Source organism: Rhabdaerophilum sp., from assembly GCF_046092605.1.
Taxonomy (GTDB): domain Bacteria; phylum Pseudomonadota; class Alphaproteobacteria; order Rhizobiales; family Beijerinckiaceae; genus Rhabdaerophilum.
Genome location: NZ_JBJTDY010000100.1, coordinates 1 through 13,264 on the forward strand (window position 1 = coordinate 1; position 13,264 = coordinate 13,264).

The 13,264-nt window shown below is 66.2% G+C and carries 12 protein-coding genes and 1 pseudogene; 2 read left to right on the forward strand and 11 right to left on the reverse strand.

What is annotated here, in order from left to right; translation table 11 throughout:
• The 11 genes from ACKODO_RS07965 to ACKODO_RS08015 form a co-directional block, all read right to left on the reverse strand.
• On the reverse strand, window positions 1-720 hold a 720-nt coding region (locus ACKODO_RS07965), incomplete at its 3' end, for a DUF1688 family protein (protein WP_408982910.1).
• Complete coding sequence (locus tag ACKODO_RS07970) at window positions 701-1,960, reverse strand: GTP cyclohydrolase II (protein WP_408982911.1); 1,260 nt, start codon at window positions 1,958-1,960, stop codon at window positions 701-703. The genes ACKODO_RS07970 and ACKODO_RS07965, both read right to left, overlap by 20 nt.
• Window positions 1,961-2,048: 88 nt before the next feature.
• Window positions 2,049-3,266: a phosphopentomutase gene (locus ACKODO_RS07975; RefSeq protein ID WP_408982912.1), complete on the reverse strand. Its 1,218-nt coding sequence runs from the start codon at window positions 3,264-3,266 to the stop codon at window positions 2,049-2,051.
• A gap of 13 nt (window positions 3,267-3,279) precedes the next feature.
• On the reverse strand, window positions 3,280-4,608 hold the full coding sequence (gene deoA / locus ACKODO_RS07980; RefSeq protein WP_408982913.1) for a thymidine phosphorylase: 1,329 nt from the start codon (window positions 4,606-4,608) through the stop codon (window positions 3,280-3,282).
• Between the two features lies 1 nt (window position 4,609).
• Window positions 4,610-5,386: a deoxyribose-phosphate aldolase gene (gene deoC / locus ACKODO_RS07985; RefSeq protein WP_408982914.1), complete on the reverse strand. Its 777-nt coding sequence runs from the start codon at window positions 5,384-5,386 to the stop codon at window positions 4,610-4,612.
• Window positions 5,383-6,177, reverse strand: a complete 795-nt coding sequence (locus ACKODO_RS07990) for a purine-nucleoside phosphorylase (protein ID WP_408982915.1) — start codon at window positions 6,175-6,177, stop codon at window positions 5,383-5,385. Before ACKODO_RS07990 ends, deoC begins: the two co-directional genes overlap by 4 nt.
• Window positions 6,178-6,179: 2 nt before the next feature.
• Window positions 6,180-6,608 carry a cytidine deaminase gene (locus tag ACKODO_RS07995; protein ID WP_408982916.1) on the reverse strand — a complete coding sequence of 143 codons (429 nt, stop codon included), beginning with the start codon at window positions 6,606-6,608 and terminating at the stop codon, window positions 6,180-6,182.
• A 2-nt stretch (window positions 6,609-6,610) separates the two neighbouring features.
• Window positions 6,611-7,582 (reverse strand): ABC transporter permease, encoded by a 972-nt coding sequence (locus tag ACKODO_RS08000; protein WP_408982917.1) that lies wholly within the window; start codon window positions 7,580-7,582, stop codon window positions 6,611-6,613.
• Entirely contained in the window at window positions 7,582-8,682 is a 1,101-nt protein-coding gene (locus tag ACKODO_RS08005; protein ID WP_408982918.1) for an ABC transporter permease, read from the reverse strand. The genes ACKODO_RS08000 and ACKODO_RS08005 overlap by 1 nt, the downstream gene beginning before the upstream one ends.
• Window positions 8,679-10,217, reverse strand: a complete 1,539-nt coding sequence (locus tag ACKODO_RS08010; RefSeq protein WP_408982919.1) for an ABC transporter ATP-binding protein — start codon at window positions 10,215-10,217, stop codon at window positions 8,679-8,681. The genes ACKODO_RS08005 and ACKODO_RS08010 overlap by 4 nt, the downstream gene beginning before the upstream one ends.
• A gap of 25 nt (window positions 10,218-10,242) precedes the next feature.
• Window positions 10,243-11,235 carry a BMP family protein gene (locus ACKODO_RS08015; protein ID WP_408982920.1) on the reverse strand — a complete coding sequence of 331 codons (993 nt, stop codon included), beginning with the start codon at window positions 11,233-11,235 and terminating at the stop codon, window positions 10,243-10,245.
• Between the two features lie 276 nt (window positions 11,236-11,511).
• Here ACKODO_RS08015 and ACKODO_RS08020 point away from each other — a divergent pair, with 276 nt between their 5' ends.
• The gene (locus ACKODO_RS08020; protein ID WP_408982921.1) at window positions 11,512-12,873 is read left to right on the forward strand and encodes an NAD(P)-dependent oxidoreductase; all 1,362 of its coding nucleotides are present in this window, start codon (window positions 11,512-11,514) and stop codon (window positions 12,871-12,873) included.
• A 4-nt stretch (window positions 12,874-12,877) separates the two neighbouring features.
• A pseudogene (locus tag ACKODO_RS08025) lies at window positions 12,878-13,264 on the forward strand (NAD-dependent dihydropyrimidine dehydrogenase subunit PreA); the annotation flags it as partial.

Consider the following 13,264-nt stretch of genomic DNA (forward strand, 5'->3'; position numbering starts at 1 on the left):
CGCGCCACCCGCCCGTCGACCCGGGGCGCCCGGGCTTTTCCCCCCCCCCCCGCGCGACACCCCACCCACCCCCGGGCCCGCCCGCGCGCGCCCGGCCGGGTCTTTCATCGCGGGATCGGCGAGCAAGGCGCGTCCCAGCGCATTGAGGAGGTTCGTTCGGCCTTCAAGGCCCTCCAGCGGATTTTCGGGCCCGACCTGAAACCCCGCCGCGAGTTGTTCAACCGAAAGACCCGCAAGCCGCGTCGCATCGGCGCGAAGGGGCTCCGCGGGATCATCCGAAAAGGCGCCGGCGGCCATCATATCGAAGCTTGCAAGCGCGAGGCCTTCCGAGCGGCCGATCGCGATACCGGTACGTGGATCGCGGTAACCCCAAGCGGCACCCCCACCGGCATCGAGCCGCACCGAGACGATCACGAGATCGAAGGCCGCGCGGGCGCGCTCGGCGGGGCTCGGCCATCGTGTTTCCGCATCGAGTTCCGCCCAGCGATCCCGCCCGCCATGCAAGAAATGCCGCCAGCGCGCGTGAAAGGGCACATCGAGCGTTGGATAGGCCTGCCGCGTCACCTCCGCCACGAGGCCCGCCACCGCCGGCAGGCGTGCCAGATCGACCCGGAAATGGGCGAGCTCATCGGCCTTGGCAAGGGCAAGGATCTGGTGTGCTTTTGTCCGAACGGCGGAGGCGCTGAGCAGCGCGGCGGCCTCAGAATTTTTCGAGGTCACGGCCAACCACCCGTTCCAGCTGTTCACGGTCCGGTGCGCCATCCGGCGCGTAGTAGCCGGCGGCCTTCTTCGCTTCCATCTCGACATTGGCGTCATCGGGGATGAGCCCGTCCGGAATCGGCACCCGCTCACCGATGGAAATGCCGGAATTCGTCAGCGCATCGAACTTCATGTTCGACATCGAGATGAACCGCTCGATATGCGAGATGCCCAGCCAGTGCAGCACATCCGGCATCAATTGCTGGAAGCGCGCATCCTGCACGCCGGCCACGCATTCCGTTCGCTCGAAATAGGTCGCAGCCTGGTCGCCGCCTTCCTGCCGCTTGCGGGCGTTGTAGACGAGGAATTTCGTCACCTCGCCCAGGGCCCGGCCTTCCTTGCGATTATAGACGATGAGCCCCACGCCCCTGTTCTGCGCGGCGCGCACGCATTCCTCGATGCCGTGGATGAGATAGGGCCGGCAGGTGCAGATATCAGACCCGAACACATCCGAGCCGTTGCATTCGTCATGCACGCGGCAGGTGATGCGCGTTCGCGGCTTCGCGAGAGAGGACACATCGCCCATGACATAGGCCGTGATGTTGCCGATGGGCGGCAGGAACACCTGCATGTCCGGTCTTGTCACGAGTTCCGGATACATGCCGCCGGTTTCCTCGAAGAGCGTGCGGCGCAGGGCCTTCTCGGTGGTGCCGAAGCGCTCGGCAATGCCTGGCAGCCACCAGACCGGATCGATGGCGATCTTGGTGACGGCGATATCGCCCTTCTCCTTCAGAATCTCGCCATCGGGTTTGAGTTCGCCCTTCGCCATGGCCTCGCGGATTTCCGGCAGGTGCAGGCGCGCCTTGGTGATGGCGATGGTGGGGCGCAGGTCGAGCCCCTCGGCCATCTCGCGGGCGTAACATTCGGTGACGCGATGGCCGAACGGATCGAGCGAGACGATCCGACCCGGCTCGCCCCATTGCGGATAAGGGCCAATATTCGCCACCGGCTCGGTGTTGGTGAAATCAGCCCGGGCTTGGGCGTTGAGCGCGCCGGATGACACCGCAAGCGCCCGGTAGAGCGAATAGGTGCCGCCATGCGCGCCGATGACATTGCGATCCTGCGGGCGGGACACCGTGCCGATGACGGGCCCGCGCTTCGCGGGGTCTGGCGAGCCCCATTGGATGGGGTGGCGGTTGCTCGCCGCACCCGGCTCGGGATGCGAGGTGATACGGATATGGCCCTTGCGATTGCCTGTCATGCCGTTGCCTGGTTCATGTCCATCGAAACGTTCCATGTTGCCCGGGCGGCGTCAACGCGAAGCCGCCCCGGCCTCCTGTGCCGCTCCATCACAGGAAAGATGTTCCCTTGTTGCCCGGCATCATGCCGAGATGATCGAGAAGGCTTGCGGCGATATCCGCGAGGCTTTGGCGGACCCCCATCGAGCCCGTCCCGATGCCCGGCCCGAAGGCGAGGATCGGCACCCGCTCGCGCGTGTGGTCGGTGCCCCGCCAGGTCGGATCGTTGCCGTGGTCGGCGGTGATGATCACGAGATCACCGGGCCTGAGCCGGGCCGTGATCTCGGGAATCCGCCGGTCGAAGGCTTCAAGCGCGGCGGCATAGCCCGGCACATCGCGCCGATGGCCGTATTCCACATCGAAATCGATGAGGTTTGCGAAAACGAGCCCGCCTTCGGGCAGGCGCTCGAAAGCGGAAAGGGCCGCATCGAGCAGGCCAGCGTTCCCCGCCGCCTTGATCTCCTCGCCCGTGCCGCGATGCGCGAAGATGTCGCCGATCTTGCCGATGGTGATGACCTTGCGGTTCGCTTCTGTCAGTCGGTCGAGGATGGTCGGTTGGGCCGGCTCGATCGCCCAGTCCTTGCGGTTGGCCGTGCGCCGGAACGCGCCGCGCTTCTCGCCGACGAAAGGCCGGGCGATCACGCGGCCGATCGCGAGGGAGCGCGTGAGTTCGCGCATCACCGCGCAGATCTCGTAGAGCCGCGCGAGCCCGAACATCGTCTCATGCGCCGCGATCTGGAGCACGGAATCGGCGGAGGTGTAGAGGATCGGCTTGCCGCTGGCGCCATGCTCCTCCCCGAATTCCTCGATGATCTCCGTGCCCGAGGCGTGCCTGTTGCCGAGAATTCCAGGAAGGCCCGTTTTCGCGAGGAATTCCGCGATCATCTCCGGCGGGAAACAGGGCTCGGTGTGCGGGAAATATCCCCATTCGAAATCCACCGGGAAACCGGCGATTTCCCAATGTCCGGAGGGTGTATCCTTGCCGTTGGAGGTCTCGGTTCCCGCGCCATGGAGGCCCATGGTCGGTTGTGCATCGAGCCCCGGCGCGATGAGCCCCGAGGCGAGGCGGATCGCCTCGCCGAGCCCCAGAGCCACCATGTTGGGCAGAAGCAATGGCCCCGATCGCAGGCCCGGCCGGTCGCCTTTTCCGGCGGCGCAGGCCAGCGCGACATGGCCAACCGTGTTCGAACCCTCGTCATCGTAGCGCGCGGCATCCGGCGCACCGCCGATGCCCACGGAATCGAGCACGATAAGCATCGCGCGACTCATGTCAGCACCATATTCATGCCGAATCCGTGATGCGTTCGGCGATGAGCGGGAAATCGGGGGCAGCTGCTTCGCCGATCGAATAGGCGGCGCGGATGGTGCGCCGGGCCGCCTCGAATTCAGCATCGGAACGCGCATGCACCAGGGCGAGGGGTGTATCGCTCTCAACCCTCGCGCCAAGTCCGGCGAGGTCCGTCAGGCCGACGGCATGGTCGATCGAATCCTCTGCGCGAGTCCGTCCGCCGCCCATCGCCACGACCGAGAGGCCAATCGCGCGCGTGTCGATGGCCCCGATCAGCCCGGCCTTTCCAGCCAGCACGGGCCGGATGAGGGGGGCGGAGGGAAGGCGGGTCGCGGGCTTTTCCATCAGGTCGGATGGTCCGCCGAGAGCCGCGACCATCTTGCCGAACACTTCGGCCGCGCGCCCGCTTTCAATGGCCGCGGCGATCTTCCCGCGTCCCTCCCCAGGGCTCGCCGCCAGGCCACCGATGGCGAGCATCTCCCCGCCCAGCGCGATGGTCACGTCGAGCAGGCGACGGTCCTTCCGCGTGCCCACGAGGTTCTGAACCGCGTTCATCACCTCCACCGCATTGCCGGCCGCAGGCGCGAGCGGCTGGTTCATGTCCGTGATGAGCGCGGTGGTTCTGAGCCCCGCGCCATTGGCGACCGCGACGATGCTCTCGGCCAGGGCGCGCGAAGCCTCGCGCGAGGCCATGAAGGCGCCGGAGCCGGTCTTCACATCCATCACGAGGCCCTCAAGGCCTGCCGCGAGCTTCTTCGAGAGGATGGAAGCCGTGATGAGCGGGATGGATTCCACCGTGGCCGTCACATCGCGGATGGCATAGAGGCGCTTGTCGGCGGGTGCGAGATCCTCGGTCTGGCCGATGATCGCGGCGCCGATCTCACGCACGACCTTGCGCAGGTTCGCCGGGTCGGGCCGGGTCGAATAGCCGGGAATGGCCTCGAGCTTGTCGAGCGTGCCGCCGGTATGCCCCAGACCGCGGCCCGAGATCATCGGCACGAAGCCGCCGCAGGCCGCAACCGCCGGCGCGAGAATGAGGCTCACGAGATCACCGACGCCGCCGGTCGAATGCTTGTCGAGCACCGGGCCGGGCAAGGCGAGGTCATTCCAGTTCATCACGGAGCCGGAGCGGGTCATCGCACGGGTCAGCGCCACGGCTTCGGCGCGGCTCATGCCATTGAGGAACACCGCCATGGCGAAGGCCGCCGCCTGCATGCCCGTGACGCGCCCATCGACGAGCCCCGCGATGAGAAAGCCGATCTCGGCCTCCTCCAAGGCGCGTCCGTCGCGCTTCTTCCGGATGATTTCCTGCGGGAGATCCATCTCAATAAGCCTTGTTGCTGGTGGGACTGGTCGAGCCCGCAATGACGCCCGCGAGCGCGTCATGCAGGCCCGAGGCGCCGAAGCGGAAGGTTTCCGGCGCGGTCCAGCCCGGGCCCATCATGTCGTCGGCGAGAGCGAGATAGGCCGCCGCATCGGCGAAGCTGCGGATGCCGCCGGAGGGCTTCAGACCCACGGATCGCGGCACGGCGAGAATGGCCCCGAGCATCGCGCGCGCGGCGTCGAGGCTCGCGCCGGTCCCGGCCTTGCCGGTCGAGGTCTTGATGAAATGCGCGCCGCAGCGGATGGCGAGATCCGCCGCGCGGCGGATGGACGCGGCATCAGGGTAGCTGCCACTTTCGAGGATGACCTTCAACCGGCGATCCGCCGGAAGGGCGGCCCGCACGCCGCGCATCATCGCGCCGGCTGTTTCCTCGTCGCCCGAAAGGAAGGCGCGCCAGGGCATCACGAGGTCGATCTCGTCGGCCCCGGCTTCGAGCGCCGCCTGCATCGTCGCGAGCACATCCGCCAGGGTTTCCTCGCCGGAGGGGAAATTCACCACGGTCGCGATGCGGATGCCCGTGCCCTCCAGCGCGGCCCTGGCCTCAGCCACGTGACGCGGCCAGACGCAGACCGCCGCGACAGCGGGAATGCCCGCCGCGCCCTTCGCCTTGGCGCAAAGCTTCGCGACATCCGCCTCGCTCGCATGGTCCCCCAACTCGGTGAGGTCGAGCAGCGCGATGGCACGCCGGGCGAGCGCGATCTCGGCTTCGGTGCTCATGGGCCGGCCTCCAGCAAGCCGGTGATCATGCGGATCATCGCGGCGCTGCCCTTGGCGGCCACCGTCTTCGTGTCATGATGCGAGATCTCCGCACCCTGAAAGCCGGCGGCGAGGTTCGTGACCATCGAGAGCGCCGCGACGCGCAGGCCGAGACGGCGCGCGAGGATCACTTCCGGCACGGTGGACATGCCGACGAGATCCGCACCGAGAATCTTCATCGCGCGGATCTCGGCCGGGCTCTCGAAAGTGGGGCCGGAAAACCAGAAATAGACGCCTTCATGGTGCGGAATGCCCTCGCGCGCCGCCACATCGCGCAGTTTCGCGCGCAGGGCAGGATCATAGGCGTCGCGCATGTCGACAAAGCGCGCATCGCCCGGCTCGCCGATGAGCGGGTTGCGGCCGGACCAGTTCACGTAATCCGAATGCACGACAATGGAGGTTGGCCCGACCTCGCTCCGGAGCGAGCCGGCGGCGTTGGTGAGGATCAGCGTCGAAGCGCCGAGCGCTTTCAATGTCTCCAAAGCCGGGCGCATCGCGGCGGAATGGCCGTGCTCGTAATAGTGCTCGCGGCCCGAAAAGACCACAACGCGACTCCCGCCGAGCTGGCCGATGATCAGCCGGCCCTGATGGCCGGAGACCCCGCCCCTGGGAAAGCCGGGAAGTTCCTCATAGGGAACCGAAACAGCCCCCGCGACCTGCTCGCCCAGTTGCCCCAGGCCGGAGCCCAGCACGATGCCCGCTTCCACAGGGTGTTCACCGGCCGCGCGATGGATGATCGACAAGGCTTCCATGGTCAGGTTCCGCTGCCGAGATTCTCGGGCCCGAAGGAATAGGGCAGGAGGGCGGAGAGCGTGAAGCTCGCGCGGATGCCATCGGGCCCCGCGATGTGGATCGGGCATTCCGGCCCGGCGAATTCGCGGATGCGCTGGCGGCAGGCACCGCAGGGCGTGCAGAGCCCTTCGCCCGCGCCGACCACCACGAGTTCGGCGATGCGCCGCGAGCCGCCGGCGATCATCGCGGAAATCGCGCCGGCTTCGGCGCAGGTTCCCGCAGGATAGGCGGCATTCTCGACATTCGGCGCGGCGTAGATCCGGCCATCCTCGCTCAGGATGGCGGCTCCCACCGAAAAACGCGAATAGGGCGCATAGGCGCGCGCGAAGGCGAGCTTCGCCGCATCGAACAGCTTCTGCAGCGCGGAATCCGCCAACTCGGCATGGGGCATGTTCACCGCTCCTTCACATAAGGCACGCCACTGGCTTTCGGCGGAATGGCACGACCGACAAAGCCCGCCAGCAGGATGACCGTCAACACATAGGGCAGGGCCTGGATCGCCTGGACCGGCACCTCGCCGATGCCGGGCAGCACCACGCCCTGTAGGCGGATCGCCGCTGCGTCGAGCAGCCCGAAGAGCAGGCAGGCCCAGAGCGCCGCGACCGGGCGCCATTTCGCGAAGATCAGGGCCGCCAGTGCGATGAAGCCCTTCCCGGCGGTCATGTGCGGCAGGAAGCCCGCAGCCTGCGCCACCGACATGTAGGCGCCGCCGATGCCGCAGAGCAAACCGCAGGCCAGCACCGCCGAATAGCGCAAGCGCGTGACGGAAATCCCGGCCGTATCAACGGCCGCGGGGTTCTCACCCACCGCGCGGATGCGCAAGCCCCAGCGCGTGCGATAAAGCAAGAACCAGGTAAGCGGTACGGCGAGGAACGCGAGATAGACCGGCAAGGCATGGCCCGAGACCACCTCGGCATAGAACGGCCCGAGGATGGGCACGGATTCGAGGGTGGCTGCGAAGGGCAGCTGGATCTCGTTCAGGCGCGCCGCCCCTTCGAGAGAGGGCGTGCGCCCGCCCTGCTTGTACCAGGCATGCCCGAGAAGCGCCGTCAGGCCGGCCACCAGCACGTTGATCGCGACACCCGTGACGATCTGGTTGCCGCGCTGGGTGATGCAGGCGAAGCCATGCACGAGCGAGAGCATCAGGGACACCGCGATGCCCGCCATCAGACCCAGCAGGGCGGAGCCGGTTGCAAGCGCGGTCGTCGCCGAGGCGAAGGCCGCGCCGAGGAGCTTGCCCTCAAGCCCGATATCGACCACGCCCGCTTTCTCCGAATAGAGCCCGGCGAGGCAGGCGCAGAGCAGCGGAACGGCAAGCCGCGTGCCGGAATCGAGAATGCCGAGGGCGAGAAGATAGGTTTCCATCACGCCTTCGCCCTTCTCGCGAGAAGCTTCGCCACCCACGGCTTCAGCATGAATTCCAGTGCGCCCGCGAAGAGGATCACCAGCCCCTGGATCACCACGATCATGTCGCGCGAGATGTTCGGCTTGTCGAAGGCGAGTTCCGTGCCGCCCTGGTAGAGCACGCCGAAGAGCAGTGCCGCGAACACGATGCCGCCGGGATGCCCCCGCCCCATCAGCGCCACGGCGATCCCCACGAAGCCATAACCGGCCGTGAAGGCCAGCACCAGCCGATGCTGCACGCCGAGAATCTCGTTCACCGCCATCATCCCCGCCAGCGCGCCGGAAATCGCCATGGCGAGGATGGTGATGCGCTCCGGCGAGATGCCGGCATAGCGCGCGGCGGTCGGGTTCGCGCCCACGGTCCGGATCGCATAGCCCAGGCGCGAGCGGTAGATCAGCAGCCACACCGCCACCGCGGAAGCCAAAGCGAGCACGAAGGAGAGGTTCAGCGGCGATTTCGGCAGTTTCACCCCGAGGCTCGCGGCAATCCCGTGCAGGAAGGGCAATTTGCCTCCCTCTCCGAAAACCCGCGAGGAGGGTTCCATCATGCCCGCCGGCCTGAAAACATCTACCAGCAGATAAACCAGCAGCGCGCTGGCGATGAAGTTGAACATGATGGTGGTGATGACCACGTGGCTGCCGCGCTTGGCCTGCAGCCAGCCGGGAATGGCCGCCCAGCCCGCACCGAACAAGGCGGCAGCGAGAATGGCTGCGGGCAGCGCTATGATGCCGGGCAGCGAACCCAACATCAGCGCCGCGATGGCCGCCCCGATGCCGCCAAGCATCGCCTGCCCCTCGCCGCCGATGTTGAAGAGCCCGGCATGGAAGGCCACCGCCACGGCGAGCCCGGTGAAGATGAAGTTCGTCGTGTAATAGAGTGTGAAGCCAATCCCTTCGGCATGGCCCAAAGCGCCACGCAGCAGCAGGGTCGTGGCCTCCAGCGGGCTTTCCCCGATCGCGAGCACGACGAGGCCCGAGGCGAGAAAGGCGAGGCCCACATTGAGCGCCGGCATAAGGTAGACATCAGCCCAGCGGGGCAGCGTGACGGGCTTCGAACTCATGCCGCGTTCTCGCCCGGCTTGGCTTCCAGCCCGGCCATCATGAGGCCGATCTCGTTCTGGTCGGTCTCCTCCGTGTGGCGCATGCCCATCAGGCGCCCGCTGCACATCACGCAGATGCGATCCGACAGCGCGAAGATCTCGTCGAGTTCCACCGACACGAGCAGAATCGCCTTGCCCGCGGCCTTCAGCTCCAGAATCTTTCGATGGATGAAGGCGATGGCACCGATATCCACCCCGCGCGTGGGCTGCGCGATGAGGAGCACGTCGGGCTCGGTCTCCACCTCGCGGGCAATCACGATCTTCTGCTGGTTGCCGCCGGAGAAATTCGCCGTCTTCAGCAGCGGATCAGGCGGGCGCACATCGAAGCGCGACATCTTGCCGGCGGTATCCGCGATGGCAGCCTTCTGGTCGATGAAGAGGCCGGTGCCGTAATCCGGGTTGTCCTGCCGGCCGAGAATGGCGCTCTCATGGGCGGGGAAAATCGTCACAAGGCCCATGCGCTGCCGGTCTTCCGGCACATGGGCGAGGCCCATCGCGCGCAGGGTGCCGGCATCCGCCTCGGGCGGCACGGGCTTGCCGCACACGAAAACCTCGCCGGCGCGCCGGGGCATCATGCCCGCGAGGCTCTCGACCAGTTCCGATTGTCCGTTGCCGGAAACGCCCGCGATGCCGAGGATTTCGCCTGCGCGCACCGCGAAAGTGACATCATCGACGCGCAGCACGCCGCGCGCATCCGTGACCTTCAGGTTCCGCACGTCGAGCAGGGCATTCTGGCCCGTGATGCCGGGCGCGCGGACCGGCTGGCCGACCGGGCGGCCCACCATGAGTTCGGCGAGTTCCTGCGGATTGGTCTCGCCGGTCTTGCGATGCGCGACCATCGCCCCGCGCCGCATCACGGAGACATGATCCGTGATCGCCATGATTTCCTTGAGCTTGTGGGTGATGAGCAGGATGGTGCGCCCCTGCCGCCGCAATTCCGCCAGGGCGCGGAACAACTGCTCCGCCTCTGCGGGCGTCAGGACGCCTGTCGGCTCATCGAGAATGAGAATCCGCGCCCCGCGATAGAGCGCCTTGATGATCTCGACGCGCTGCTGGAGACCCACCGAGAGTTCGCCGACCATCGCATCAGGCTCGACCTCGATGCCATATTCGGCGCCGAAGCGAATGATCTCCGCCCGCGCTTTCGAGAGCCCGCTTTCGGTGAAGGCGCCGCCCTCCATGCCGAGCATCACGTTCTCGGCCACGCTCATCGTATCCACCAGCATGAAATGCTGGTGGACCATGCCAATGCCCGCCGCGATCGCATCCGCCGGGGAGCGGATGCGGATCGGCTTGCCCTGCACGATTATCTGGCCGGAATCGGCCTCGTAAAAGCCGAAGAGGATCGACATCAGCGTCGATTTCCCGGCGCCGTTCTCACCAATGATGCCGTGAATGGAACCGCTCTCGACCACGAGATCGACGGAGCGGTTCGCATGAACCGCTCCGAAACGCTTCTCGATGCCGACAAGCCGGATGGCCGGGGCGCTCATCAAAGGGGAACCGAAGCGATCCGTCCGATTACTGAACGGGGCACTTCTGGTCCGACATGTAATCGTGCACCTTGATGGTGCCAGCCTTGATGTCCGCCGAGGCCTTCTCCACGGCCGCGCGCATTTCGGCCGTGATCAGCGCCTTGTTGTTGTCGTCCTGCGCCCAATCCACGCCGCCTTCCGCGAGGCCGAGGACAGTGACGCCCGACTTCCACTGGTTGTTGTTCGCTTCGGTCAGCACCTTCTCGACCGCGATGTCGACGCGCTTCAGCATCGAGGTCAGCACCTTGCCGGGATGCATCCCGTTCTGGTTGGAATCGACGCCGATGCCGAGAATGCCGGCATCCGCCGCCGCACGCAGCACGCCCGCGCCAGTATTGCCCGCCGCGTGGTAGATCACGTCCGCGCCGCGCGCGATCTGCGAACGGGCGAGTTCACTGCCCTTCAGCGGATCATTGAAGGCCGCGCCCGTGGTGCCGGTCATGTTCTGGAAGATTTCGGCATTGGGCTTCGCTGCCTTCACACCCTGCACATAGCCGCAGGCGAAGCGACGGATGAGCGGGATATCCATGCCGCCCACGAAGCCGACCTTGCCGGATTTCGAGGCCTGGGCCGCGAGCAGGCCCACGAGATAGGAGCCCTCGTGCTCCTTGAAGACGATCGACTGCACATTCGGCAGATCAACGACAAAATCAATGATCGCGAAGCGCACATTCGGGAATTCCGCCGCGACCTTCTTCATGGCCGAGCCATTGGAAAAGCCGATCGCGATGATCGGCGAATGGCCATCCCGCGCGAAGCGGGTCAGAGCCTGTTCGCGCTGCGCGTCGTTCTGGATCTCGAATTCGCGATAGGCGATGCCGGTCTTCCTCTTGAAGGCCTCGGCGCCGTTGAAGGCCGCCTCGTTGAAGGATTTGTCGAACTTGCCGCCGACATCAAAGATGATGGCCGGCTTGACCTGCGCTGCGGCAGGAATGGCCATGAACGCCGCAAAGGCGGCCGAAACTGCAAGACGCTTCATTGTTTAGATCTCCCGTGGAAAGGCGCCGCTCGCGCGATCTGGCCCCTGTTCTAGAGCTAGCACGCGCAACCGCTCTGTCGATCACCCGCGCCCGATTTTTTGCACAGTTCCGTCGCCAGGCCCGGCAGGGGACCGTCATCCGAGACTGCAATTGACAAGTTTCTGCTAATTTGATCGTTTGGTCAAAGTCAGATTTCGGTTCCAGTCGCGAACCATGTGGAAGGCGTCGCAGCCGTCGCGTCGCCACCGAAGAAACCCGGTCGGGAGGAGCGCGTGATGCCTGAGGAACGCGTCGGGGGGGATATTCGGCCGGGTCGCCTGACCCCCGGGCAATGCGCGGCGAATTTCGCCGATCTCGTGGCGCCCCTGAAGCCCAATGAGGCCCGCGTCGCGGCCGAAAGATGTCTCTTCTGCCATGATGCGCCCTGTGTTGCGGCCTGTCCGACCGGCATCGACATTCCGCTCTTCATCCGGCAGATCAGCCATGGCCAGCCCGTCGCCGCGGCCAGGACCATTCTGGATGCCAACATCATGGGCGCGATGTGCGCCCGGGTCTGTCCCACGGAAAATCTCTGCGAGGGCGCCTGCGTCAAGGAAACATCCGAGACCCGCGCGGTCGAGATCGGGCGCCTGCAGCGCTACGCGACCGATGCGGCTTTCGCGGCCGGAAAGCAGTTCTACTCGGCCGGCAAACCCACGGGCAAGGCGGTTGCCGTGGTCGGGGCCGGCCCGGCGGGTCTGGCCTGTGCCCATGCTCTGGCGCGCCACGGCCATCGCGTCACGATCTTCGAGGCCAAGGCCAAGGGCGGCGGGCTCAACGAGTTCGGCATTGCGGCCTACAAGGCGAATGACGACATTGCCCAGCGCGAGCTCGATTACATCCTGGCCGTCGGCGGCATCAGCGTGGAATACGGCAAGGCGCTCGGGCGCGATATCAGCCTCGCGGATATCAGGAAGCGGTTTGATGCGGTGTTCCTGGGCATGGGCCTTGGCGGCACGAACGATCTCGGCCTCGGCGATGGCGTGAGCGGCATCGAGGATGCGGTCGAATTCATCGCGCACCTCCGGCAGGCGGCGGACAAGTCCCAATTGCCTGTGGGCCGGAATGTGGCGGTGATCGGCGGGGGCATGACCGCGATCGACGCGGCCGTGCAGGCACGCCTCATCGGCGCGGAGCAGGTGACCATCGCCTATCGTCGCAGCCAGGCGGAAATGGGTGCCTCGGCCTATGAGCAGGAAGTCGCGCAAACCCGTGGCGTGCTCATCCGGCCCAATCTGCGTCCGGTCCGCGTCGAGCAATCCGGTGGCGCGGTGACCGGCGTGACCTTCGAATACACGACCAGCCGCGATGGCGCGCTCGCCGGCACCGGGGAGATGGTCACGCTGCCGGCCGATCAGGTTCTGGTCGCGATCGGCCAGGCGCTCCGGGCGGAGGATCTCGCCGGGCAGGGCCTCGCGCTTGCGAAGGGGCGGATCGCCGTCGACGAGGCCGGAAAGACCTCGCTTCCCGGCGTGTGGGCTGGCGGTGATTGCGTCGCGGGCGGGCTCGATCTCACGGTTGCCGCCGTGGAGGATGGCAAGCAGGCCGCGCGCTCCATCCATGATTTCCTGAGTTCATCGGCAAACGGAAAGGCGTGAGACCATGGCTGACCTTCGCTCGACCTTCGCCGGAATTTCCTCCCCCAACCCGTTCTGGCTCGCCTCCGCGCCGCCGACCGACAAGGCCTATAATGTTGTGCGTGCCTTCAGGGCGGGCTGGGGCGGCGTTGTGTGGAAGACGCTCGGCGATGGCGATCCGATTGTGAACGTCTCGGGTCCGCGTTACGGCGCGTGGCATGGGCCGGATCGTCGCCTGATGGGTTTGAACAATATCGAGCTCATCACCGATCGTCCGCTTGAAGTGAATTTGCGTGAAATCAAACAGGTCAAGAAAGATTGGCCTGATCGCGCGGTTGTCGTCTCGCTCATGGTGCCGTGCGTGGAGGAGAATTGGAAAGCAATTCTCAAACAGGTTGAAGAAACCGAATGC

Bases quoted from the DNA above. Each gene is read 5' to 3' on its own strand.
- ACKODO_RS07970 (WP_408982911.1), bottom strand. From the start codon at position 1,960: ATGACAGGCAATCGCAAGGGCCATATCCGTATCACCTCGCATCCCGAG.
- ACKODO_RS07975 (WP_408982912.1), bottom strand. From the start codon at position 3,266: ATGAGTCGCGCGATGCTTATCGTGCTCGATTCCGTGGGCATCGGCGGT.
- deoA (WP_408982913.1), bottom strand. From the start codon at position 4,608: ATGGATCTCCCGCAGGAAATCATCCGGAAGAAGCGCGACGGACGCGCC.
- deoC (WP_408982914.1), bottom strand. From the start codon at position 5,386: ATGAGCACCGAAGCCGAGATCGCGCTCGCCCGGCGTGCCATCGCGCTG.
- ACKODO_RS07990 (WP_408982915.1), bottom strand. From the start codon at position 6,177: ATGGAAGCCTTGTCGATCATCCATCGCGCGGCCGGTGAACACCCTGTG.
- ACKODO_RS07995 (WP_408982916.1), bottom strand. From the start codon at position 6,608: ATGCCCCATGCCGAGTTGGCGGATTCCGCGCTGCAGAAGCTGTTCGAT.
- ACKODO_RS08000 (WP_408982917.1), bottom strand. From the start codon at position 7,582: ATGGAAACCTATCTTCTCGCCCTCGGCATTCTCGATTCCGGCACGCGG.
- ACKODO_RS08005 (WP_408982918.1), bottom strand. From the start codon at position 8,682: ATGAGTTCGAAGCCCGTCACGCTGCCCCGCTGGGCTGATGTCTACCTT.
- ACKODO_RS08015 (WP_408982920.1), bottom strand. From the start codon at position 11,235: ATGAAGCGTCTTGCAGTTTCGGCCGCCTTTGCGGCGTTCATGGCCATT.
- ACKODO_RS08020 (WP_408982921.1), top strand. From the start codon at position 11,512: ATGCCTGAGGAACGCGTCGGGGGGGATATTCGGCCGGGTCGCCTGACC.